General features: G+C 42.9%; 22 protein-coding genes, 1 pseudogene and 2 riboswitches. Of the genes and pseudogenes, 14 read left to right on the top strand and 9 right to left on the bottom strand.

Features of this window, described 5'->3' with window-relative positions:
* Positions 1-398 precede the first annotated feature (398 nt).
* Entirely contained in the window at positions 399-1,820 is a 1,422-nt protein-coding gene (gene iolT, locus PUN35_RS11355) for a myo-inositol transporter IolT (RefSeq protein WP_014479040.1), read from the top strand.
* A gap of 47 nt (positions 1,821-1,867) precedes the next feature.
* On the opposite strand, the gene bdhA is transcribed toward iolT, so the two are convergent.
* Positions 1,868-2,908 carry a (R,R)-butanediol dehydrogenase gene (gene bdhA / locus PUN35_RS11350; protein WP_003234015.1) on the bottom strand — a complete coding sequence of 347 codons (1,041 nt, stop codon included), beginning with the start codon at positions 2,906-2,908 and terminating at the stop codon, positions 1,868-1,870.
* Positions 2,909-3,344: 436 nt separating this feature from the next.
* Here bdhA and walM point away from each other — a divergent pair, with 436 nt between their 5' ends.
* Positions 3,345-3,716, top strand: coding sequence for a cell wall metabolism protein WalM (walM, locus tag PUN35_RS11345; RefSeq protein ID WP_003234013.1), 372 nt, complete (start codon positions 3,345-3,347; stop codon positions 3,714-3,716).
* Between the two features lie 65 nt (positions 3,717-3,781).
* Positions 3,782-4,828 carry a PD40 domain-containing protein gene (locus PUN35_RS11340; RefSeq protein WP_014479042.1) on the top strand — a complete coding sequence of 349 codons (1,047 nt, stop codon included), beginning with the start codon at positions 3,782-3,784 and terminating at the stop codon, positions 4,826-4,828.
* Positions 4,829-4,887: 59 nt separating this feature from the next.
* Here PUN35_RS11340 and PUN35_RS11335 read toward each other — a convergent pair.
* The 8 genes and pseudogenes from PUN35_RS11335 to PUN35_RS11300 form a co-directional block, all read right to left on the bottom strand.
* A protein-coding gene (locus PUN35_RS11335) for an IS3 family transposase (protein ID WP_087614160.1) occupies positions 4,888-6,038 on the bottom strand; the annotation gives its coding sequence in 2 pieces (ribosomal slippage) (positions 4,888-5,765 and positions 5,765-6,038; 1,152 coding nt in all).
* A 112-nt stretch (positions 6,039-6,150) separates the two neighbouring features.
* Positions 6,151-6,309, bottom strand: coding sequence for a hypothetical protein (locus tag PUN35_RS11330; protein WP_014479044.1), 159 nt, complete (start codon positions 6,307-6,309; stop codon positions 6,151-6,153).
* Positions 6,310-6,498: 189 nt separating this feature from the next.
* Positions 6,499-6,708, bottom strand: a complete 210-nt coding sequence (locus PUN35_RS11325; protein WP_003234008.1) for a cold-shock protein — start codon at positions 6,706-6,708, stop codon at positions 6,499-6,501.
* A gap of 82 nt (positions 6,709-6,790) precedes the next feature.
* The gene (locus tag PUN35_RS11320) at positions 6,791-7,606 is read right to left on the bottom strand and encodes an alpha/beta fold hydrolase (RefSeq protein WP_014479045.1); all 816 of its coding nucleotides are present in this window, start codon (positions 7,604-7,606) and stop codon (positions 6,791-6,793) included.
* Between the two features lie 12 nt (positions 7,607-7,618).
* A pseudogene (locus PUN35_RS11315) lies at positions 7,619-8,606 on the bottom strand (DUF4003 domain-containing protein).
* Positions 8,607-8,704: 98 nt separating this feature from the next.
* A complete protein-coding gene (gene cotA / locus PUN35_RS11310; protein WP_014479048.1) occupies positions 8,705-10,246 on the bottom strand; it encodes an outer spore coat copper-dependent laccase CotA in 1,542 nt (513 codons plus the stop codon).
* Positions 10,247-10,394: 148 nt separating this feature from the next.
* Positions 10,395-11,804: a GABA permease gene (gabP, locus tag PUN35_RS11305; protein WP_014479049.1), complete on the bottom strand. Its 1,410-nt coding sequence runs from the start codon at positions 11,802-11,804 to the stop codon at positions 10,395-10,397.
* A 37-nt stretch (positions 11,805-11,841) separates the two neighbouring features.
* Positions 11,842-12,129, bottom strand: coding sequence for a hypothetical protein (locus PUN35_RS11300; protein WP_009966725.1), 288 nt, complete (start codon positions 12,127-12,129; stop codon positions 11,842-11,844).
* Between the two features lie 72 nt (positions 12,130-12,201).
* Here PUN35_RS11300 and mneS point away from each other — a divergent pair, with 72 nt between their 5' ends.
* The 11 genes from mneS (at position 12,202) to PUN35_RS11245 (ending at position 24,588) form a co-directional block, all read left to right on the top strand.
* Positions 12,202-13,074, top strand: coding sequence for a manganese transporter MneS (mneS, locus tag PUN35_RS11295; RefSeq protein WP_014479050.1), 873 nt, complete (start codon positions 12,202-12,204; stop codon positions 13,072-13,074).
* 150 nt (positions 13,075-13,224) lie between these two features.
* A complete protein-coding gene (locus tag PUN35_RS11290) occupies positions 13,225-14,187 on the top strand; it encodes an AAA family ATPase (RefSeq protein WP_014479051.1) in 963 nt (320 codons plus the stop codon).
* Entirely contained in the window at positions 14,187-15,383 is a 1,197-nt protein-coding gene (locus PUN35_RS11285; protein WP_014479052.1) for a DUF58 domain-containing protein, read from the top strand. Before PUN35_RS11290 ends, PUN35_RS11285 begins: the two co-directional genes overlap by 1 nt.
* A gap of 21 nt (positions 15,384-15,404) precedes the next feature.
* Positions 15,405-17,618: a transglutaminase TgpA family protein gene (locus PUN35_RS11280; RefSeq protein ID WP_014479053.1), complete on the top strand. Its 2,214-nt coding sequence runs from the start codon at positions 15,405-15,407 to the stop codon at positions 17,616-17,618.
* A 162-nt stretch (positions 17,619-17,780) separates the two neighbouring features.
* Entirely contained in the window at positions 17,781-19,322 is a 1,542-nt protein-coding gene (gene guaA / locus PUN35_RS11275) for a glutamine-hydrolyzing GMP synthase (RefSeq protein ID WP_003244399.1), read from the top strand.
* Positions 19,323-19,553: 231 nt separating this feature from the next.
* Entirely contained in the window at positions 19,554-20,333 is a 780-nt protein-coding gene (locus tag PUN35_RS11270) for a hypothetical protein (RefSeq protein WP_014479055.1), read from the top strand.
* 391 nt (positions 20,334-20,724) lie between these two features.
* Positions 20,725-20,826: riboswitch (purine riboswitch) on the top strand.
* A gap of 134 nt (positions 20,827-20,960) precedes the next feature.
* Positions 20,961-22,283, top strand: a complete 1,323-nt coding sequence (pbuG, locus tag PUN35_RS11265) for a hypoxanthine/guanine permease PbuG (protein WP_014479056.1) — start codon at positions 20,961-20,963, stop codon at positions 22,281-22,283.
* Between the two features lie 210 nt (positions 22,284-22,493).
* Positions 22,494-23,297: a hypothetical protein gene (locus PUN35_RS11260; RefSeq protein ID WP_014479057.1), complete on the top strand. Its 804-nt coding sequence runs from the start codon at positions 22,494-22,496 to the stop codon at positions 23,295-23,297.
* A gap of 158 nt (positions 23,298-23,455) precedes the next feature.
* Positions 23,456-23,623, top strand: coding sequence for a Fur-regulated basic protein FbpA (locus PUN35_RS11255; RefSeq protein WP_014479058.1), 168 nt, complete (start codon positions 23,456-23,458; stop codon positions 23,621-23,623).
* A 213-nt stretch (positions 23,624-23,836) separates the two neighbouring features.
* Positions 23,837-24,391: a DUF2179 domain-containing protein gene (locus PUN35_RS11250; RefSeq protein ID WP_009966729.1), complete on the top strand. Its 555-nt coding sequence runs from the start codon at positions 23,837-23,839 to the stop codon at positions 24,389-24,391.
* On the top strand, positions 24,391-24,588 hold the full coding sequence (locus PUN35_RS11245; RefSeq protein WP_003219403.1) for an NETI motif-containing protein: 198 nt from the start codon (positions 24,391-24,393) through the stop codon (positions 24,586-24,588). The genes PUN35_RS11250 and PUN35_RS11245 overlap by 1 nt, the downstream gene beginning before the upstream one ends.
* Before the next feature lie 79 nt (positions 24,589-24,667).
* Positions 24,668-24,769, top strand: a riboswitch (purine riboswitch).
* Positions 24,770-24,901 lie beyond the last annotated feature (132 nt).

The raw sequence follows: 24,901 nt of genomic DNA, 5'->3' as shown, positions 1-24,901 counted from the left end.
TGAAGAAAAACGTCCATTTTCCCCTTGAATTGGTGATTTTCCTTTTATAGAGTAAAAAAATTTCAGAAATTTATATTGACTGAAAGCGTTTTTATAATTATGATAATATCAGATATAACAAAAATGTCACTATCATATCACTACAATTGAACTATCAAGTGACTATTAAATGCCAAATTTACAAGGTTATGCACAAAGAAATGACCATTGCTCTTTTAGCGAGAAATGAAATCGCTTCCATTGGGACTGACATGCTAAGAAGAAGGGAAGGTTTTAAGGCTATTGGATAAAAACATGAAGAACTATTTTCTGAAGCCTGCTTACGAAATGTGAGGAAGGCAGCAGCCCTGGAATAAGTTTTTGACATACGCATTTTGAAAAAGACTGGGGGAAACAGTATGAATAAACAAGGCAATCAAATGTCATTTTTACGTACAATTATTTTAGTCTCCACTTTCGGCGGGCTTCTTTTTGGCTATGATACCGGTGTGCTCAATGGAGCTTTGCCGTATATGGGAGAGCCGGATCAGCTTAATCTCAATGCCTTCACAGAGGGCCTTGTCACCAGTTCACTTCTTTTTGGAGCGGCACTGGGTGCTGTGTTTGGCGGCAGGATGTCTGATTTTAACGGCCGCCGCAAAAATATTTTGTTCCTCGCTGTTATATTTTTTATTTCAACGATTGGGTGTACGTTTGCTCCAAATGTTACGGTCATGATTATTTCCCGTTTTGTGCTTGGTATTGCGGTCGGGGGTGCATCCGTAACGGTGCCTGCCTATTTAGCAGAGATGTCTCCTGTGGAAAGCAGGGGACGGATGGTGACGCAGAACGAATTGATGATTGTATCAGGACAGCTTTTGGCCTTTGTTTTTAATGCGATCCTTGGCACAACAATGGGAGAGAACTCCCATGTGTGGAGGTTTATGCTGGTCATTGCGTCACTTCCAGCCTTGTTCCTGTTTTTCGGCATGATCAGAATGCCCGAGAGTCCCCGCTGGCTTGTTTCTAAAGGAAGAAAAGAAGATGCTTTGCGTGTATTGAAAAAAATCAGGGATGAAAAGCGGGCAGCAGCTGAGCTGCAAGAAATTGAATTCGCTTTCAAAAAAGAAGATCAGCTTGAAAAAGCGACGTTTAAAGATCTTTCGGTCCCATGGGTGCGCCGTATTGTGTTTATTGGATTAGGGATTGCGATTGTACAGCAAATTACAGGTGTGAATTCGATAATGTATTATGGGACTGAAATTCTAAGAAATTCCGGTTTCCAAACGGAAGCCGCTTTAATCGGAAATATTGCGAATGGCGTGATTTCGGTATTGGCAACATTCGTCGGAATCTGGCTGCTGGGAAGAGTGGGGCGCCGGCCGATGCTGATGACAGGCTTGATCGGTACGACAACAGCATTATTGCTAATCGGGATATTCTCACTTGTACTTGAAGGATCACCGGCACTTCCGTATGTAGTCCTGTCATTAACGGTCACATTTCTTGCTTTTCAGCAGGGCGCCATTTCACCAGTGACTTGGCTGATGCTATCTGAAATTTTCCCGCTTCGCCTTCGCGGACTGGGAATGGGTGTCACGGTATTCTGTCTGTGGATGGTGAATTTTGCAGTCAGTTTCACGTTTCCGATATTGCTGGCAGCTATCGGCCTGTCCACAACGTTCTTTATCTTCGTTGGATTAGGAATTTGCTCTGTCTTGTTTGTGAAGAGGTTTTTGCCGGAAACGAAAGGGCTTTCGCTTGAGCAGCTGGAGGAAAACTTCCGCGCTTATGATCACGGCGGGGCAAAGAAGGATTCTGGGGCTGAAGTGATTGGATAATTAAAAAAAGAATCCGCACCCGAGTGCGGATTCTTTTTGGTTTCAAATTAGTTAGGTCTGACAAGGATTTTGACTTGGCTTTTCTCTTTAATAAGAGCCCCGAAGCCTTCCTCGATCAAATCATCTAGTACGATTTTTTTCGTTACGAGTTTGTCAGCTGAGAAATAGCCTTCTTTCATTAATGACAATACAGCCGGGAAGATGTCGCGGTATCCGATAATTCCTTTTACTGTACGTTCTTTGATTACGATATCGTTCGGATGGATTTCAGCACCTTTTTCCCAAATGCTGACGATGACGGTTTCACCGGCAATTGTAGTGGACTGGATGGCTTGTCGTAACACCACTGGGACACCAGTGACTTCGAATGCTACGTCAACACCGCCTCCTGTACGTTCTGCAATCTCAGCGACTACATCGTCTGTTTTAGACGGATCTACGATGATCGCGCCAAGCTCCTCAGCTTTTTGCTGGCGTTCAGGAGAAAGCTCAACAGCGTAAATATCAGTTGCACCGGCAGCCTTCAGCGCTTCAATGACAAGAAGTCCGATCGGGCCGCAGCCGAATACAGCTGCTTTGTCGCCTGCTTTGAGTTTGCTTGAGCGGACAGCGTATAGAGCAACTGCAGAAGGTTCAACGAGCGCGCCTTGTTCATATGATAATTCATCAGGAAGTTTGAACAAAAGCTCTTCATCCACAGAGACGTATTCAGAGAAACCGCCGCCTCCGCCGGCTAAGCCGAGGAATCCCATTTGTTCATCAAGGTTGTAGGCGCCTTGGTGGCCGTGTGTAGCAAAAATCGGCTCGACTACAACGCGGTCTCCAACTTTATAATTTTCAACGCCTTCTCCGACTTCGACAACTTCACCGGAGAATTCATGCCCCATTGTGACAGGTGCCGTTTCATTTGTTAATGGGTGCGGTTTGTCAACCGGAATAAAGATCGGGCCGCCCAGATATTCGTGTAAATCACTTCCGCAGATGCCGCACCATTTGACTTTGATCTTTACTTTTCCCGGCTCCGTTTTTGGCTCTTCGATATGTTCAATACGGATATCCTTTTGGTTATGCCATCTTGCTGCCTTCATGGATTACCACTCCTATAACTTTTGATGTGAGTAATTCCGCACCGGTCAATATGAACTGTTCACAAAATCGCCATTTTTAAAACCAAAAAAGAAATGAAATTTTTATATAATATAATCTACGTTTTTTTGAAAAAAGAAACTTTAAAGAAAAAAGGGTCTCGCACACTCTTTTTTCTTTATATGAGAGTATCAATCGTTTACATAGCTATGAATTTGGTTTGAACAATACGGTAATGGTTCGTTCATATTGAATGCGACAACTACTCTATCAATAATTATAACGCTAATACCGCTATTATAATAGGATAATCTTCCATGGTTTAATTTAGCAGAGGTAACTTTTTGACTTTGTAACATTACTGTAAGGATATTGAAATAAAAAATAGCTGGTTGATCGTGTATAATCTTCCTAGATGTTAACAAACAGGGGGACGAAATGTTGAAGAAAGTCATTTTAGCCGCTTTTATCTTAGTAGGAAGTACTTTGGGAGCTTTTAGTTTTTCATCAGATGCCAGTGCGAAACATGTGAACGGAAATATTACTTGGTATAACGGAGTCGGGAAAAAAGGCTCTTCAGGTAAGAAACTTGGACATTGGGATTGTGCGACCAAAATCGGATTTGATGTTCCTAGAAACGGGACAAAAATCAGAGCTTATGCAAAAGCGAAGCCTAAAAAGGTGATTACGGTTTATAAAAATGATGTTGGCAGAATGCCTAATGCAGTGCTGGATGTTAGCCCTAAAGCGTTTAAAGCGCTTGGATACCCATTAAGCAAAGGTAAAGTAGCGGGGCATTACAGCTATTAATGTACATATATAATCTGGAAAGCAAGAAGTCACATTCTTGCTTTTTCTATTGGTGGAGATAAAAGATGAAAAAAAGAATCATATTATTATTAGCAGTGATAATAGCGGCAGCTGCCGCGGGGGTTGCGTTTTATGTTGCAAAGGATAAAGGCCATGAGAAGGCTGCTGATGTTTCAGTCAATACCGAAAGCGGTGATGAGCTGCTGGTTTCAATTACAGATACGGATCTGCTGACAAAGTATTATGAAAATGACAAGGTGATCCATGAGGAGAAGCTGACCAGCTATCCGGCATTTGCCTTGGATCAAAAACAGCAGGTGCTCTATTATACGGGCAATAATGAACAGAATGAAATGAGGCTTTTTAAACTGGATCTAAAGTCTAATAAAAAGACGGTGCTTTATAAAGGCGCGGAGAGTGCGGACAGTTTGTTTTTATCAAAGGACCGTTCAACCATCTATTTCCGCTTAGGAAAATCGGACGAAAGCAATTTTCGGATCGCCGCTTTTGATCTGAAGACGAAAAAGTATAAAAATCTTTATCCTGCCGCTAATGATCAGGATGACACCGTCAGCAGCTTCTTTTATAACCAAAAAAACGATTCATTTGCATTGCTTCATTATTCTGTAGAAGAAGACTACAAGAAAACAGATGAAGCAAACGAAAAGGGCATCGACCCTGAACCGACAACGATTCATTTTGCGGAAGGCCGTCAACATAAATTTAATGAGCTGAAAAGCCTGAACCAATTTATCAGCGATATTGCTGTTTCTGATGATGATAAACGTATTTTATTCACATCATATACGCAGAAAGGAACGGAGCAAACCGCTTCTATTCAGATGCTCAATGCGGATACGAAAAAGTATGAAAGCATCATCTCAAATCAAAAATCATTTAAGCTGTTAATTGACGCACAGCCTCAGTTTTCTAAGGATGGGAAGAACATTTATTTTCTTGCCGAAGCCAAGGGGGCTAAAAAGCTGAAGGACGAAACAGGGCGTGAAGCTAAGGTGCGGACGATTTATTCCTATAGCCTTGAAAATAAGACCTTCAAAAAAGTATGGGAAAATCCGAACGGCATCATCAACAGCTTTTCTGTGATTAACTAATAAAAACCACTCGGCATGGGGACTGACCCCCGTTTTTGAGACAGGGATCAAAACACCTTTTAAACAGCCAATTGCCGATAATTTATCGGTGATTGGTTGTTTAGTTTCGTTTGAATACGAATATTGTTATAATAATGAATGTATTCTATGACAGTGCGTTCTACGATGGCGGTCGTGGTTCGATCAATGCTGTTAAGATAGAACGTTTCAGACTTTAGTGAGGAATGAAACGATTCGATGGAGGCATTATCAGCGGGTGTCCCTTTGCGGGACATGCTCATGGTAATGCCTTTTGTTTTAACAGCTTTCTGATACTCGTAAGATGTATACACAGATCCTTGGTCACTATGTAACACGCAGTTCTCAGGCAGTGTTGGCAGTTGATCAAGTGTGTGTAAGACAAAGTCTGTGTCCTGCTTATCTCCAATCGTAAAAGCAATCACTTCTCCATTATATACATCCAATATACTGGAAAGGTACAATTGTTTCTGTCCATAAGGCAAATACGTGATGTCTGTTACTAGTTTTTCAAGAGGATGATCAGACTGAAAGTTCCTATCTAATATATTGTCGACCACGGCATATGGCTGCCCATTCTTCTTGCGCTTTTTCACCTTAACCCGGCACTGCCACTGATTTTTCTGCATAATACGCTGAACCGTTTTATGGTTAATACACATTCTCTTTTTTAATATAGCTGTGATTTTTCGATATCCATATCGATACTGGTGCTCTCGGCACAACGTGCCGATTTGTTTTTCTAAATGGCGCTTGGGATGATCTTTCTTCAGATTCTTCTTCCAACGATAATAAGACGAGCGAGAGATACCTAAATGAATACAGATATCCTGCACGGTCATTGTGCTGTGCAATTCTTCTACAAGTTCGACTGACGTTTGGCTATCAACTTCCTTTCCAATTCGTTGTACTTTTTTAACACTTCATTCTGTTGTCTCAGATATCGATTCTCTGCCTGCAGTTTCTCTAATTCGGAAGAATACTCCGGACCTTTTCCATAAGTGTATTGCTTACCAACAGGCTGTTCAAATCGATGTGTATCACCAGCCTTATACCATCTGACCCATGTCTTAATCTGCGTATTATTTTTGATATTCAACTCCTGCATGATCTCTTTCATAGGTACGCCTGCCAATCTCATTTCTACAGCCTTCTGTTTCACTTCAACCGGATAACTCACTCTTGTCCCCATAGAAAAAACACCTCCAAGTCTAATTTCGGATAACAATCATCCGTATTCAAACTTGAAGGTGTTTTTATTTGTCTCATCTTATGGGGTCAGTCCCATGAGCTGAGTGGCTTTTTTAATGGATGAGGTGCAGGGCTAATGATCCGAGCCATTTAAAAAAATGGATTAGCGGCATCGACAAAAACAGAAGTTCAACATATGAGTTCATTGCAACATTCAGCTTTTTGAACGCAGCTCTTTTTTTCAAGTCTTTTTGCTGCTGGTTTGAGATCACGTTATCACTCCTCTTATATCCATATTATACCATTGAAACAGACAAAAAAGCCCTAAACGTTTACAGTTTTGGGCTTCTTTCTTCGTATTTGGCCTCTTGCAATGAGAGGCTTTTATTCTGAAATATAGAATTTTGTCTCCGTTCGGGGTTTGTTTGCTTGCAGGAGACTGCATTTGTTATAGGGAAGAACTAGCTTGTTTTCGTTTGGCTGTTGTTTTGGAGATTCACTAATGAACGGATGCCGTCGACCATTTTACTTCCGCATAAAGGGCACAATGGCGTATCACTGCTGGCGAAGTTTTTTCGGGTCCAGCCATTACAGTCTTCTTTTGTGCATTCCCAAGTACTCACATCTTCTTTTGGCAGCGGTTCTTGATTTCGTTTGTTATAGTAAGACATAAAGTCACTTCTTCCCTCATGTATTTTACTGCACACTTCTTATTGTCTCATACTTTTCCCTAATCTCCTAATTCCTTTTTCTTTATGACTTTCCAATAACCCCATCTAAAAAGGAGAGGAGTGTGCTGTTAAAAGCATCTGGCTCTTCTAAAAACGGGCAATGGCTGCTTTTAGGAAAGGTAACGAGTGTCGCGTTTGGAATATTGCTGCGCAAGTGTTCCCCAGCTGCTGTAGAGAAAAATTTCTTGTCTTCCCCGAAGCACAGCAATGTCGGCACATTGATGTTTTGGAGGGTGCCCCGGTAATCAGCGGCCGTTTGGTTAAATAAAATCGTGCTAGAAATGGCAGCCGGCTGTTTGAGGATTTCTGCCAGCATCCATTCTGTTTCGGTCTCGGCAGGCGGTTCTGAGAACATATTTTGGATGAAGCTTTCGTAGAAAGGCAGCGGGTCAGTTTGAATGGCGTGCATCGCTGTTTTTAAGCCGTCAAAATCAAATGGACCGTGTTCCCAGCCCTCCCATTGATAGTCGGAAGCAGATTGATCGATGATCACAGCGGCTTGAATGTTATCATTCCCAAATTGATTGAGATAATCCCATACGACAAAAGCGCCCATTGACCAGCCGGCAAGAACGACATGGTCAAGCTCTATTGCATTTAGAAATTCCCTTATGTCACGGGCATATTGGGAAATGGTGTGGCCGTGAAGCACTTTGTCAGATTCGCCGTGTCCTCTAAGATCAAGACGAATACATTGATAATTGGCAGAAAGCGCCGAAAATTGTTTGTGGAAAAATTGTCCGCTCATCAGCACCCCATGTATAAACAGGATCGGCGTCCCGCTCCCGTGTGTTTCATAGTAAAGGCGTGTCTGATCTTCTAATGTGATGTATGGCATGTTTCTCCTCCTTTAGTTTCCATCATGAGTATGGCTGGCTGCTGTTGAGCTGATGATGGCAGCTGTCGCGGCTGCCTGCTGCGCTTGAATGACTGTTTCGATAGCGGTGTATAGTCCTGATTCCATCAGCAGATTTTTCTCCATATGCTCACTGAGATAGAGGCTGACAGCAATTTTAAAATTCATTTCCTTTTGCCATTTAAAAGCTTTTTCCTGGTTTAATTCGTCAGTGATGCACAAAACCGTTTTGATATCTGGCTCTTCCAGAAATGTGAGGAGAGCAAGGTCTGGATAATGATAATCCTTTGGTTTTTTGACAGATTCAGTGATCGATTGATATATCTGTTTGCAAGCGGAAACAAGCATTTCGGGCTCTTTTTCACTTTGCAAGGCCAGAATATGGCTGACCTGATGTAAGTACTGTCCTTTTTTAAAGCCGTTGGCTGCCAGCAGCTGATAGCATGTTTCCGCCTTCTGTAGCGCCTGCAAACCTTTTCCGTTTTCTCCAAGCAGTACGGCAAGCGGAACATTCTGAGTTGAAGTGAGGAAATAATGATTTTTCTTCATCTGCTGATAAACTGCTAGCCCCATGTTCATCTGTTCTTTTTGGTTTGTCGTTTCAGATTTGCCGGTGAGCAAGATCAGAGCGGAAAGGTATGTGAACATATCCCGCTTATATCCTAGCTTCACCATTTCATTGTATACATCGATAAAAGTATGAAATGTTTGTTTTGCCTCATGCTGAAAATGAATGTCCAGAATAGATGCAACAGTAAAGCGGTGGTGTGAATTGAGTGTTGAGAAGCTGCCGATGTTTGATTTGATATAGCTGCTCAAATCATAAACGCTGAAAATCAAACTCTCTTTTATTCACAATATATGCAGAAGAAATGAGCATTAATATCTGATTGTGTGAAACTTTCCATTTTAATTTTGATTTTAATTCAGCATAAATGGAAATGTATTGCTTTATTTTTTCATGTAGGTCGTGTGTCAGCATAAAAAGCAGCTCCTTTTTGCTGTTTTTACGTAATACGATAAATAGGGCCAAAGGTTTCATAAAGAAAAAACTTGCCTGCTAGAGGCAAGTTTGTCTGGTTATTTATGGGGATCTGTTATATCCATCGGTCTCATCATGTCATAGTCTTCATGCTCTAGAATATGGCAATGCCATACGTATCGTCCGCTGTACGGACCGAATGTCGCCGCGATTCTCAGGACTTCACCTGCATGCGCTTGAATGGTGTCTTTCCAGCCCTTTTCACTTGGCGGCGGCGGGACAGCCGGACCGGTATAGGACAATTCCCCGCTTTCTTGATAACGGGCGATATCAAACGGCCGCCGGTCTAATACACGGAAGGAGACTAGATGCAGGTGGATCGGATGTGTTCCGCGTGTCGGGTTGATAATGGACCATATTTCAGTTGTGCCGACTTTTGGTGCTTCTGTGACGGGATCGTGCCAGCGTTTGTTATTAAGCAGAAGGACGGGTCTGCCGTATTCGTCCTGGGTGCCTGCCAGTTTTAACGTTCTGATGTTTTGTATTCTTTCATGCTGTACCGAAGGGTATGAGGCGAGGTACTTCGGCTTTCTGCTTTCGTCTTTTTGTGCCAATGGTTTTGTGACTCTGAATTGCATGATATTCGCATCTGTTTCAGGATTGACGTCACCGCCGCAGCCCGCGCTGTTTGCCAAAATGATCGATTCTCCTTCATATGCTGTGAAGTCAATGATGATATCATAACGTTCAGCAGGCGCAAGGCTGAAAGAATTCAGTTTAACAGATCGCGGCAGGAGCCCTCCATCTGAACCAATCTGAATAAACTCTCCGCCATTATCGAGTGACAGGTTATAGGTTCTTGTATTGGAGGCGTTGATGACACGGAATCGGTATTTCCTTGGCTCGACTTCCAAGTATGGCCATACCTTCCCGTTGACGAGTATGGTTTCTCCGCAAAAAGCCGGAACGATTGAAGGATTAGGCAGTGACGGAGAAGGGTTTTCCGGTGCGCTTGGATAAAACAAAGAACCGTCCTCATTGATCGTGCGGTCTGTGATAAGAAGCGGCACATCGTATTCGTCTGAAGGCAGTTTTAAGCGTTTTTCCTTTGGGTCATGAATGATATAAGCACCGACAAGTCCGGCATAGACATTTAGCCTGGTGAGCGCCATGGCGTGATCGTGATACCACAATATAGCCCCGCGCTGCTGGTTTGGATAATGATAAACCTCTCTTTTGAAATAAGGTCCTGTTTGTTCAAAGTCTTTGGAAAACCAAGCCTCCGGATACCCGTCACTGTCATCTGGCGTGACGCCGCCGTGTAAATGAACAACAGTCTTTACCTCGGGCTCTTCATGCTGGCTGTCACTGTGATGAATGGTGTGATCAATCGGAAGGAAATGTGTGGAAGGAAGGTTATTCATCCATTTTACATATACGTTTTCATTTCTTTTAACCTCAATGGTCGGCCCCGGAAATAAGCCGTTGTATCCCCACAGGCGGGTTGGAGGGAGATCGCGATGGAGCTGATGAGTGCATTCTTCCATGGTGACTTCGTAGTATGTTTTTTCTTTTGATTGCTGTACTGGCTTTAGTGTATCTGGGATTGGGAGAGCATCCACAAATTTTTCAAGTGTCATTTTCATCTGTCCTTTTCTAAATTTTCCAAATTGGTACTATAGTTAATGACAATAAGGACGTGATGGTTACAAAAAATCTTCGTGCTGCAAACCGCCCGAAGAAGAAAATAAAATCCTAAACGGCAGGCCGTTTAGGATTTGATCAGCATTAAGGCAGGATATCGGGCTGCTGCTGTGTAACTGGGTTGGCAGCCGCTTTCTCGCTCACCTTGCGTTTTCTGAACACAAGGTAAGAAATCAGAACGATTCCCGTGATGACGCCTGTCAGCAGCAGCTCGTCTCTCATGGAATCAATAAACGCCATGGACACTAAAATTCCGCAAATGGCGAGGATGGTCAAGTAGGTTAGGAAAGGGAAGAGCCACATTTTGATCTTCAATGCTTCCGGGTTTGTTTTTTCGAGTTTTTTCCGCATTTTCAGCTGGGAAACTGCGATGACAAGATAGACGAGTAAAGCGATTGCGCCTGATGAGTTGACTAAGAATAAAAAGACGGTATCCGGTGAAAAATAGTTCATTACGACCGCGATATAAGAGAAAAATGTCCCGGCCACAATGGCTTGTACGGGAACGCCTTTTTTGCTCAATTTCATAAAACGGCGCGGCGCTTCGTTTCTTTCTGCAAGTGAATACAGCATTCTGGATGTGGTGTATAAACCTGAATTCAGGCAAGAGAGTACGGCTGTGAGGACGATAAAGTTCATAATCTGTGCGGCTGCCGGCACTCCTATATGCTCAAGTACAGCGACGAAAGGGCTTTCTAAAATATTTGCTGAATTCCATGGCAACAGCGCCACGACAATGGCGATTGAGCCCACGTAAAAGACGATGATGCGCCATACAACGGATCTGGTGGCTTTTGTCACAGATTCGATCGGGTTGGATGTTTCCCCTGCTGCAATGGCAACGATTTCAGTTCCCATAAAAGAGAAGATGACAACGACAATGCCGAGCAATACGGAGCTGATGCCCTCCGGGAAAAATCCGCCTTTGCCTGTAAGATTCGAAAAACCGACTGGCTCACTGCCCGGTGCAAAGCCAAAAATAAAGGCGAAACCAACGATTAGAAAAGCAATGATAGTCACAACTTTAATGAGGGAGAACCAATATTCAAACTCACCGAAAGACTTAACGGAGTAGACGTTTGTCAGGGTGAGCACAATGGTCAAGATCAAACTTGTCAGCCACAGCGGAATATCATGGAACCAGTATTGAATAATGCCAGCACCGGCAATGGCTTCGATCGCTATGACGATCACCCAGAAAAACCAGTACAGCCAGCCGATTGTAAATCCCGCCCACGGTCCGATGGCGTCGTGAGCGTATTGAGAAAACGATCCGCTCGTCGGGTTTACGGCAGACATCTCACCGAGCATTCTCATAATAAAAATCACCAATAATCCGGCTAACGCGTAAGAAACAACGGCACCCGGACCGGTCGAGTGAATCACTGAACCGCTGCCTACAAACAGGCCGGCTCCGATTACACCGGCAATCGAAATCATTGTCATATGGCGGGTCTTTAATTCCTTTTTTAATCCTGATTGAGACTGGTTCATAAGTTACCTCCTTTTAAAATGCAATCATTACTGAATATTATGATAATTGAAACTCTATCATAAATATACAGTTTGTCGAAAATTCGTGTAAGAAAATATACCAGCTTATTTCAAATTTGTAGTGTTTTGTTTGCGCTTTCAGCGAATGTGTGGAAAAAATGTTTCGTTTTTTATTCGCTGTGTGATTTTGCGTAATATTTACAATTCGATAGAATGCGAGAAGCACTGGTGTCCTTGGGTTTGATGGGATTTTTGGCGGAGCAAATAAATTGGATGAGAGAAAAAGTGTTCCTTCGTCACTATTTTTCTGTGGCGGGTGAATCATGTTTCTGTAGACCCACTGCGGATCAGCTTTGTAAGATAATAATAGGAAAACGTGAGCGGGAGGAGGTTTTGAATGGAGAGATATGATGAATTGAAAAAGGGTGAATCCGGGGCGCTGGTCAGCATTGCCGCGTATCTTGTTCTTTCCGCAATTAAACTGATCATCGGTTATCTTTTTCACTCGGAAGCACTTACGGCAGACGGGTTAAATAACACAACTGACATTATTGCTTCTGCTGCTGTGCTGATTGGCCTGCGCATCTCTCAAAAGCCTCCTGACGAAGATCATCCATACGGCCACTTCCGAGCGGAAACGATTGCATCGCTTATCGCATCGTTTATTATGATGGTTGTCGGACTGCAAGTGCTGTTCAGCGCCGGAGAATCTATTTTTTCTGCTAAACAAGAGACGCCGGATATGATTGCGGCTTGGACGGCAGCGGGCGGGGCAGTCCTGATGCTGATCGTTTATCGGTACAATAAAAGGCTGGCCAAAAAGGTGAAGAGCCAGGCGCTCCTTGCTGCGGCTGCTGATAATAAATCAGACGCATTGGTCAGTATCGGCACGTTTATCGGCATTGTGGCTGCTCAATTCCATCTTGCTTGGATTGATACGGTCACTGCGTTTGTGATCGGCCTGCTTATTTGCAAGACCGCATGGGATATTTTTAAAGAATCATCTCACTCTTTGACAGATGGATTCGACACAAAGGACATTTCCGCTTATAAACAGACAATCGAAAAAATCTCCGGTGTGAGCCGTTTAAAAGACATAAAAGCAAGATACTTGGGCAGTACGGTTCATGTTGATGTGGTGGTTGAGGTATCGGCAGATTTAAATATTACGGAAAGCCACGATATAGCCAATGAAATTGAGCGGAGAATGAAGGAGGAGCATGCGATTGATTATTCGCATGTTCATATGGAGCCTTTAGAACACAAATAATTGAGCTTCCTGCCACAGGAAGCTTTTTTGTGTGTTTTGGCCAGCTTTATTGGAAACAATTTGCTAGAATCGTTTTTTTATACAGATTGCTTTTTGTGGTAAAGTTAGGTTACATTATGATGAATTTTGTAGATGATTAGGAGGAAAAGAATGGCATATCAAGAAGACCTGCATCCTTTGCTGGGGAAAGCAGTTGAACATATTAATAGAGTAATGGTTGGAAAACGAGACATCGCCATACTCAGCTTAGCAGCCCTTCTTGCCAAAGGGCATGTACTGCTTGAGGATGTACCCGGAGTCGGAAAAACGATGATGGTCCGCGCGCTGGCAAAGTCAATCGGCGCTGATTTCAAAAGAATCCAATTCACTCCTGATTTGCTGCCATCTGATGTAACAGGGGTATCTATCTATAATGCGAAAACGATGGAATTTGAATATCGTCCCGGCCCAATTATGGGAAATATCGTGCTGGCCGATGAAATCAACCGTACCTCTCCGAAGACACAGTCGGCTTTGCTCGAAGCGATGGAAGAGGGAAGCGTCACGGTAGATGGCCATACGATGCAGCTTGCCGCTCCTTTTTTTGTGATGGCAACGCAAAACCCGGTCGAATATGAAGGGACCTATCCTTTGCCGGAAGCTCAGCTTGACCGTTTTTTATTCAAACTTCGGATGGGTTATCCGTCCTTTAATGAAGAGCTTGACGTCTTATCTCTTCAGGAAAAAAGCCATCCGATTGAGACGCTTGAGCCGGTTATTGCAAAAGAAGACTTCATCTTTTTACAGAGGGAAGTGCAAAATGTCCGTGCTGATGACAGCATTAAGGAATATATCGTTGAAATTGTGCAGAAAACGAGACAGCATCCTTCTGTTCAATTAGGCGTCAGTCCGCGCGGCTCAATCGCCCTCATGAAAGCGGCACAGGCATACGCGCTGCTGCATCATCGCGACTATGTCATACCGGATGATATTCAATATTTAGCTCCTTTCACGCTGCCGCACCGGATGATGCTTCATCCTGAGGCAAAATTTGAAGGGATTCAGGCAGAAGCGATCGTAAGGGAGATCATGTCAGCTGTGAAGGTGCCGGTTCAAAGGTCGTCGGTCCGCTGATGAATAAGAAATGGCAATGGCTCGTATATGGTTGGAAGCTGATTATATTAACTTTATTGACGGCTGCTGTTTTTTCTTATGCGATGTTTCAGGGCGGCTTTGTCAGCTGGTTTTTGTTTTACACGTTTCTCCCTTTTGTCTTGTATGCCGGGCTGTTGGCCTTATATCCGCTCCGTTCTTTTCAGGCTTCAAGGCAAATGGATAAAACACAATTGCATGCGGGGGACAGGCTGGGCGTAACGGTTACGCTGAGAAGAAAGCTGCCATTTCCCCTGATGTATATGGTGATTGAAGATTGCCTGCCAGAAGGTATCGAGTCATTAAATCGAGACGGAGCCGCGGCCAAACGGCTCGTTTTTCCTTGGTTTAAACGGAGCATGACGATGTCGTATGAATTAGCTCGGGTACCGCGCGGAGAGCATCACTTTCATTCTGTCAGGGTGCGAACCGGGGATGTTCTTGGCTTGATTGAAAAAACTACATTTTTTGAGCTGGATGATACCCTGTTTGTTTATCCATTCTATCAGCGTTTTTCCTATCAGGTGAATGAGAGGCATCAGGAAGACGGTGTAAGCGGTTCTTCTCCTATTCATCAGCACCATTCCTCAGTCGCAGCAAGTGTGCGGAATTATCAGCCGGGAGACCGGTTTGCTGCGTTAGATTGGAAGACTTCTGCACGGCGGAGCCAGCTGATGACGAAGGAATTTGAGCCTTCTCGCAGCAAAAATCTGTTTCTGCTGATGGACCGTTTTTCCTCTGACGCATTCGAAGAGGTCGTTTCAGTGACAGCTTCGATTCTTTATTCTGTTTTAAAAAACGGCGCGGGCGCTGGCCTGGCTTCCATCGGGAAGGAAAAAAACATTTTCCCTATTCAGGAAGGGGATCAGCATTTTAAGCACATGCTTCGGCATTTAGCCATCGCTCATTGTGATGCGGCAGACCCGATAAGCCGATATGCACGGGAAGAGCTGGGAAAGCCATCTGTTCGCCAAGCTGATCAAGTTGTTGTCACGGGACAGTTAACGGAAGATATGCTGCACCTCGCAGAAATAGGAGGCGGCCGGGTTACGGTGATACTGGCAAAAGAGAAAGATGCTGAGCTCTCTCAAGCTGAAAATGCCATGATTGAACGCATGATGAAACGCCAAATCAGAGTTCGGGTCATGAGGGGCGGGCGAGTTTCGCGTGTTGTTTAGAAAGAGAGGTGACTGGTTCACATGCCGCACGATGATCACAAGGGAAGCCGTTTGAGCTTGCTGTTATTTTATTTTCTGGCTTTTTTATTGCTGTGGGAGTGGCTCAGGCCGCTTGACAGTTTTACTGAAACGAAACATACAGGCTTTTTTAGTGTCTTTATCGGTTTGACGTTTCTGCTGACTTTTTTCAGGATGAGGTGGTTTGTCACCGTTCCTTTTTGTGTCATATTTACATTGATCTCGATACACATCCTGTTTTATCAAGGATCTATATTCGACTTGAGCTGGGTCAGCTCTTTTTTGCAGGATGTCTATCTGAATATCACGCTGATTCAATCTGGGCAATGGAATGACATGATTCCTTCATTTCGGACCCTGCTGTTTTTTGTGCTGCTGTGGCTGCTGGTCTATCTCCTGCATTATTGGGTGATTTACCAGAGAAGAATTTTGTTTTTCTTTTTGATGACAGTAGCGTATATTACGATTCTTGATACCTTTACGCCATATGATGCCACTTTTGCCGTCATCCGTATCGTGCTGATCGGCTTCTTTATGCTGGGCCTTTTATACTTGGAACGCATTAAGCTGATGGAAAGAATCACACTGCCAAAAACATCTGTCCTGAAATGGTTTCTTCCTTTATCTGTATTGGTTTTGGCTGCAACGGTATTCGGACTCGCCGCTCCAAAATCAGAGCCGGCCTGGCCTGATCCGGTGCCTTTTCTTAAAAAAATCACTCATCAAGACCGCGTGTCTGCAGGGGAAAGCAAAATCGGATACGGGAATCATGATGAATCACTCGGCGGCCCGTTCCAGCAGGATGCTACACCTGTTTTTACATGGCAGGGAAAAGAGCGTACGTATTTCCGTGTGGAAACGAAGGACACGTATACCGGAAAAGGCTGGATTGAAACAGACACAGGCATGTCGTATCAGCTTAGCAATGGAAAAGTTGAAAATTTGTGGTTTGACCATAAGGTTGCGACAGAGAGCCGTACCGTCCGTGTAAAAGTCGATAAGCACTACGGGTATAACCATCTGATGTATCCGATTGGTGCGGAAACCATTCAGCCAAAGCAGGCTGTCTCACTTGAAATGAACGGCAACACGGAGCAAATTTCTCCGATCAGTGAACAAGCCGGTGAAATCAGAAATATGGGGAATTATACAGTAACGTACAATTCCCCGGTCTATAAGCTGGATGAACTGAGAAAGGTAAAAGTGAGAAAAAACAGTGAGGAGTACACATTCAGCGATCGCTACATGCAGCTTCCAGATTCACTGCCAGAGCGGGTGAGAACCCTTGCGATCAAACTGACTCAGGATCACGACAATATGTTTGATAAGGTGAAAGCGGTTGAGGACTATTTAGGGTCAAATGCGTTCACATATGAAACAGAAAACGTGACCATTCCTAAGAATGATGAAGATTATGTCGATCAATTTCTCTTTGAAACGAAAATGGGTTATTGTGATAACTTTTCTTCCGCCATGGTGGTGCTCTTGCGCTCGGCCGGCATTCCGGCCCGCTGGGTAAAGGGTTATACGTCCGGCGAATACAAAGAAGCAGGAAACAAAAATGGCAGCATCTACGAAGTGACAAATAACAATGCCCATTCCTGGGTAGAGGTGTATTTCCCGGAACAGGGCTGGGTTACATTTGAGCCGACTAAAGGGTTTACAAATCCGGCTGAATTTACTTCTTCTGACACAAAGGACTCCGGCAGCGATAAAAGCAGCTCGCCGAAGAAAGCAAAAGAGAAACAGAAAGAAGAGAAAAAACAGCCGCAAAAAGAGGAAAAACAAAAGGAAAAGCGGGAGCCAGCTGTTTCTAAAAAGCCGTCCGCTTCGCATACTAATGCCGGTGCGGGCTTGTATGCAGCGCTTGCGGTTCTTGCAGTCCTCTTGGTGGCAGCTGTATTGCTGTATGTTTTCCGCTCGTTATGGATTCCTGTTTTCACCGTGAGGAAATTGAAGCGGCGCAACGATCAGCACGCGTTTTTTGAGGCATATGACGCGCTTCTGAAACAACTGAAGAGAAAAGGGCTGCCGAAACGAGGCAGTGAAACGCTGCGTGATTATGCAAAACGAATTGATGAAAAATACGACATAGAAGACATGTCAAAGCTGACATTAAGCTATGAAAGGGCGCTTTACAGAAATGAAGATTCTTCGGCGCTATGGAATGATTCGAGAGAGTTATGGGAAAATTTAATTAAAAGAAGATGGTCTTGACCGCTTATCAACGTGTTGTTAGAATTAGTGAATATTATCGGAGTCTGGGAGCGAGTTGGCCTGACTCCGGCAAACGGCCTTGCCAAAGAGGGCGGAGCGAGCTTCATATCTGTCCTCGTTTTTTTCTGTGTCAAAAAACTTAGAGGAGATTAGGTGACAACCATGACAAAGTTAGTGAATGAAATGATTCTTGTCCTTGATTTCGGCAGTCAGTATAACCAGCTGATTACACGCCGTATCCGTGAATTCGGTGTTTACAGCGAGCTGCATCCACATACATTGACGGCTGAAGAAATTAAAAAAATGAATCCAAAAGGAATTATTTTATCCGGCGGTCCAAACAGTGTGTATGATGAAAACTCTTTCCGCTGTGACGAGAAAATCTTCGAGCTTGATATTCCTGTTTTGGGAATTTGCTACGGCATGCAGCTGATGACTCATTACCTTGGCGGTAAAGTTGAAGCGGCAAGCCAGCGTGAATACGGAAAAGCAAACATCCGCATCGAAGGCACACCTGATTTGTTCAGAGATCTTCCGAATGAACAAGTGGTTTGGATGAGCCACGGCGATTTGGTTGTAGAAGTTCCTGAAGGCTTCACTGTTGACGCGACAAGCCATCACTGCCCGAACTCAGCAATGAGCAAAGCGGACAAAAAATGGTATGGCGTTCAGTTCCACCCGGAAGTGCGCCACTCTGAATACGGCAATGATCTTCTGAAAAACTTTGTATTCGGTGTTTGCGAATGCGAAGGCGAATGGTCAATGGAGAACTTTATCGAAATCGAAATGCAAAAAATCCGTGAAACGGTCGGAGACAAACAGGTTCTTTGCGCGCTAAGCGGCGGCGTTGATTCCTCTGTTGTTGCTGTTTTGATTCATAAAGCGATCGGCGACCAGCTGACTTGTATCTTTGTAGACCATGGTCTTCTCCGGAAAGGCGAAGCTGAGGGTGTTATGAAAACATTCAGCGAAGGCTTTAACATGAATGTGATTAAAGTAGACGCAAAAGATCGATTCTTAAACAAACTAAAAGGCGTTTCTGATCCTGAGCAAAAACGCAAAATCATCGGTAATGAATTCATTTACGTATTCGATGATGAAGCGGACAAGCTCAAAGGCATCGACTACCTTGCACAAGGTACGCTTTACACAGATATCATCGAGAGCGGTACAGCAACGGCACAAACGATCAAATCTCACCACAATGTCGGCGGACTTCCTGAAGACATGCAGTTTGAGCTGATCGAGCCATTAAATACGCTCTTCAAAGACGAAGTGCGCGCGCTTGGCACAGAGCTCGGCATTCCGGATGAAATCGTATGGCGTCAGCCGTTCCCAGGACCGGGACTCGGAATCCGCGTTCTTGGCGAAGTAACAGAAGAAAAACTAGAAATCGTTCGTGAATCAGATGCAATCTTGCGTGAAGAAATTGCAAATCACGGCTTAGAGCGTGATATCTGGCAATACTTCACTGTTCTTCCTGACATCCGCAGCGTTGGTGTTATGGGTGACGCAAGAACATATGATTACACAATCGGAATCCGCGCCGTTACATCAATCGACGGCATGACATCTGACTGGGCGCGTATCCCGTGGGATGTGCTTGAAGTCATTTCGACACGTATCGTAAACGAAGTGAAGCACATTAACCGCGTGGTGTACGATATTACAAGTAAGCCGCCTGCGACGATTGAGTGGGAATAATAAATCACATTAATCGTTAAATTATAACTATTTAAACTCTCTTTTATTTAGTTTCAATAACTAAGTATAAGGGAGTTTTTTTATTGTATTTAATAAGGACTACAGGATTCATCAAAATGACGGATTCATGAGTATAGCCTATTTGGAAACGGTATAAGTTAAATACCAATTAGGCAAACATTTTAGTATGAGGATGTTGTCCTCGATTCTGGCTTCATGATAAGGTGATATATGGAAGTAACGTTATTTTCTTTGGAATGGAGACCAGAAAAACTTATGGAGAGGGTTTATACTCGATTTGGAATTAATATTAAGGAAAATGGCTTGATACTGACAAAAGCTTATGATGTTTATCAACCTGAAGAATTATATTATTTGTTGATTGGTTTAGAATTACAAGATTTTAAAAGCTATTTAGATGATATGGAACTAAGTGTAGAGAAAATTAAGAATGACATGCTTGAAAAAGATTTAGACGCATTTAATTTTTTACTATCTGATAACTATGAGTATGCACACCGTATTGATATGAGATACCCTCATTTATTGAAGAATTCTGTATTTCTAAGCTTATATAGTCTTTTGGAAGATGTTCTTTTCAGGTTTTTCGAAACTTGTAATTATCGTTTGAAAAAAGATGTTAAGATAAAAGAAAATGGCAATATACCAATAATTGACAAATATTTCAGAGGCATAGAAGACGTCTTGAAATTTAAGATTCCTAATAATTTTAAAAAAGAATTTTCTAATTATCGAAAAGTAAGAAATTGTATAGCTCATAAAAGAGGATATGTTACTTGGGGAGGAGTAACAGATGGAAAAATTTTAAATGTAATAAGTAACTTATTTGATAAGGGTGTAAGTTTATCTGAGAATAAAAAAGGAATTATTTTAGATGATAAAGCATGCTACATTTTTATAGCTGAGATTGAAAAGATATTTAAGTTATTATGTGAAGTCTTAATAAAAGAAGAGTTTAAAATAGGCATGCACATGGATGAAAAGTCTTAGTTTAAGCTGAATTATTTAATGGTTAAAAAGATGTTGGTTCTGCTTCTTTTTCTAATTTATTAAATACGACTTCAACTCAGTAAGTAATATCCCTCAAGTTGATACTTTTTACAAGCAATTTAAGTATTTATAGTTTGATTATTAACGGCTATATAACGGCGTTTTAAATGACCTGATTCAACTAAAGCCATTCTCGTTTACTGTACCAGTGCATCAGGTGAGTCAGCCTACCGAAAAAAAATAATCATAAGTTGAAAAGCCGTATGTTGCCATACATACGGTTTTTATCATTGTTACCAATTTAGTCAATAGACGAATAAACCAATTTTTTTAATAAGTAATGTTCGTTGTTTATATTGTCAATTCAAAATGAAGTTGGTACAATAGACACAGAAATCAAATAAGATGAATTCGTATAATCGCGGGAATATGGCTCGCAAGTCTCTACCAAGCTACCGTAAATGGCTTGACTACGTAAACATTTCTTTCGTTTGATATAAATAAAACACGTTTATTTATTCGAACTGAAATCCGTCTGTAGTCAAGCGTCCCAAAATTATTGGGGCGTTTTTTATTTGGCGATTTCAGGACAGAATAAATAGCAAAGAGTGAAGGGAGTCAAATAGCTTGAAAAAGTATTTTCAGTTTGATGAGCTGGGCACCAGCTATCGCAATGAAATCATTGGCGGATTAACGACTTTTTTATCTATGGCATATATATTGTTCGTCAATCCGATTACGCTTGCTTTGGACAGCGTGAAAGATTTTCCGGAGGCACTGAGAATTGACCAGGGTGCGGTCTTTACGGCGACAGCGCTGGCGTCTGCAGCAGGCTGTATCTTAATGGGATTAATAGCGAGATATCCGATTGCCATCGCGCCGGGTATGGGGCTGAACGCGTTTTTTGCGTTTTCTGTTGTCCTTGGTATGGGTATTTCATGGCAGGCAGCTTTGTCTGGTGTTTTTATTTCAGGCCTTATTTTCGTTGCTCTTTCTTTAACAGGTTTTCGTGAAAAAATCATCAACGCCATTCCGCCTGAGCTGAAATTGGCAGTCGGTGCGGGGATCGGCCTGTTTATTACATTCGTTGGTTTGCAAGGCTCAGGAATCATTACTGCAAATCCTTCTACGCTCGTCACGATCGGAAACATTCACAGCGGTCCTGTGCTGTTAACGATTTTCGGTGTGATTGTCACGGTTATTTTAATGGTGCTTCGCGTGAACGCAGGCGTGTTTATCGGGATGCTGTTAACAGCGGTTGCCGGCATGATTTTCGGTTTGGTTCCGGTTCCGACTCAAATTGTCGGCAGTGTGCCGAGCCTTGCGCCGACTTTCGGACAAGCGTGGATTCACCTCCCGGATATTTTCTCCGTACAAATGCTGATCGTTATTTTAACATTCTTGTTTGTCGGATTTTTTGATACAGCTGGTACACTTGTTGCTGTGGCAACACAAGCTGGTTTAATGAAGGAAAACAAATTGCCGCGTGCGGGCCGTGCGCTTTTAGCTGATTCATCTTCTATTGTGATCGGTGCCGTGCTTGGTACGTCTACAACAACTTCTTACGTGGAATCAAGCTCAGGTGTCGCTGCGGGTGCCCGTTCAGGATTTGCCGCAATTGTAACAGGGATTCTCTTTTTACTGGCTACGTTTTTCTCTCCGCTCCTATCAGTCGTTACGTCAAATGTAACAGCGCCGGCGCTTATTATTGTTGGTGCATTGATGGTGGCGCCGCTTGGCAAAATCGCTTGGGATAAGTTCGAAGTGGCCGTTCCTGCTTTCCTTACCATGATCATGATGCCGTTAACGTACAGCATAGCGACTGGTATTGCCATCGGATTTATTTTCTATCCGATTACAATGGTGTGCAAAGGAAAAGCAAAAGAGGTTCATCCAATCATGTACGGGCTGTTTCTCGTATTTATCCTGTACTTTATCTTCTTAAAATAAGAATTGAAAAACCAGCTGCACCGGCAGCTGGTTTTTTTGTTGCAAAAGATAAAACCATTTCATACGATATACCGTCATGTAGATGTGCCGCCATGCTTTACTTAAATGGAAATGACTTGACTGTTCAGGGAGGCTTCGGTACCTTATATAAGTGTTTTATTTTCTTGCTGAATGGTATTCCGCCGTATTTTTTTGATAGGAGTTGCTGACATGACGGAAGAAAGAAAAGAAACGTTTGAAGAAGAAATTAACCAGAGTGAAAGAATAGATGCAGATGAAGAACCGCTATCGAGAATGTCCAGAAAGGCGAGCCGGCAAAGCAAGCAGAAGCAAAAACAAAAACAGAAACCGCGCCAGGAACGCGGTGAATCAACTGTTAAAGACAAGCTTGCGTCTGTTTGGGCAGCCATCAACAGATATTGCGGTTTTGCGTTCTCGATTTTAAAATCACCGGCGAAAACTGTCGTAACGGATGGTTTTTCTCATTATAAGTACGGTCTGATTTCAATGCTTATATTCAGTATCATTTTTTCAATTGGGAATTGGTTTCAGTTAAAGGCAAGCTGGAATCGGCCGCTCGGTTTCGGAGAACGCCATCATGCTTTCTATGACGGGTTTTTAGTTGTTCTTGTGTATTTGCTGATATTTTTCGCGGTAATGGTCTTTGCTATATGGGCTGTCTCCCGCTATATGATGAAGCAGAAGGTGACGTTCAGAGAAGCGGCTGCCGTATTGGGTTCATTGCTTGTACCGGTAATTGCTGTTTCAATCCTTTGGCTGATCTTTGCGATCGTGAATATCCCAATGCTGACAGTACTGTTTACGGTGCTGATCTTGTTTTCCATCTTTTTTATCATCGCGCTGTATGTACAGCGTGTGTACCAGGCGGCACAAGATGCACCAATTGATTATATCTATTGTGTATTTGCAGTGGTTGCGATAGCGCTGCTGTTTACGGCAGTGACTTGGCCGTTTATTTCTGAATATTTTACGGCGTCGCTGATTCCGCTTTAATGAAAAAACCGGCTAATCCTAGCCGGTTTTTTTATGTCACACTTTTTACAAATATATCTAAAAAACATAGTTGATTTGTAGGATTAACCCGTGTATGATGGGGAAAATGCTGAAAACGTCCAGCGCAAAAACCTTTATGTTTAAGGAGGATGATGGACATGGCTGAAGTGCTTCGCCGAGCAATTAATCAAAAGAAGCAATTTTTAAAAACCAAATTACTGCTCTCGGAATTTTATCAAGGAAGAGGGGAACAGCTTGCTGACTACACGCTGAGTGAGCTTGAGAAAGAATACAAGTCCCTTCAGAAAATGAAAAAAGAGATCTGACAATAGATATAAAAAGGTGAGTCTGCTGAAAAGCGGGCTTTTTTGTTTTGATTTTGAAAAGGCGAGAAAGAGGGTAAACTACTACTGTTCAACGCATAAAAGCATGTCGAAATATTTTGCTTAAGCTTACGGGCGAAGCTGATTGTAAACGGCTCATTTCTCTAGTAGAATATGAATGCTTTGTGCAAGCTGAAGAGTAGGGGGATGAATAAAATGATGCAAACCATCTTATCAAATGGGATAGCCATGGTTCTCATAATTCTCATTATTAATATTGTCTATGTGTCATTTTTTACGATAAGAATGATTTTAACGCTGAAAGGACAGCGTTATTTAGCGGCCGGCATCAGTACGATTGAAATACTGGTTTATGTGACGGGGCTGAGTCTGGTGCTCGATAACTTAGACCAGATTCAAAATGTGATCGCGTACGCGCTCGGTTACGGTCTTGGCGTAATTGTCGGCATGAAAATAGAAGAAAAATTGGCGCTTGGCTATATTATGGTCAATGTGATTACGAAGGAGCTCGATCTTGATCTTCCGAAGCAGCTCCGTGAAAAAGGCTACGGCGTGACAAATTGGGTGGCAGGCGGGCTTGAAGGCGACCGCACAGCCCTTCAGATCCTGACGCCGAGAAGATATGAACTCCAGCTATATGATACGATTAAAACACTTGATTCAAAAGCCTTTATTATTGCGTACGAACCAAAAACAATCCACGGCGGCTTCTGGGTCAAAGCGGTGAAGAAGAGGAGAATTAAAGAATAATGGCAAAGCCGAAGAAGAAAAAGTTTGAAGTGACAGAGCAGCAAACGATTGATGCGGTGCTTCAGCAAATGAAAGAAGAAGGATATCTGCCTGTAAGGCGAATGGAAGAGCCTATTTTTATGGAAAAAAAGGAAAATGGGTCAATTCAGATCGTTCCGTGCGGGAAAAAAATCGTATTTGAAGGGAAATTGATCTAAAACACGAACATTAGTAGAATGAATTTTTGTATCGTTCGATAATATCGTTGACATTATCCATGTCCGTTGTTAAGATAAACATGAAATCAAAACACGACCTCATATAATCTTGGGAATATGGCCCATAAGTTTCTACCCGGCAACCGTAAATTGCCGGACTATGCAGGAAAGTGATCGATAAAACTGACATGGATATATCGCAGAAGCGAACGACTGACGATACATGTACCATGCCCGGTTTGTATTGCTTCCTCATAAGTGCAATGCAGAGCGGGTATTTTTTATTTTCTGAAAACAAAAGCATTAGAAGGTG

This window comes from Bacillus sp. N3378-2at (assembly GCF_033412715.1).
GTDB classification, from domain to species: Bacteria; Bacillota; Bacilli; order Bacillales; family Bacillaceae; genus Bacillus; species Bacillus subtilis.
Note: the sequence above shows the minus strand (reverse complement) of the source record. Positions and strands in the feature narration are given on the sequence as shown.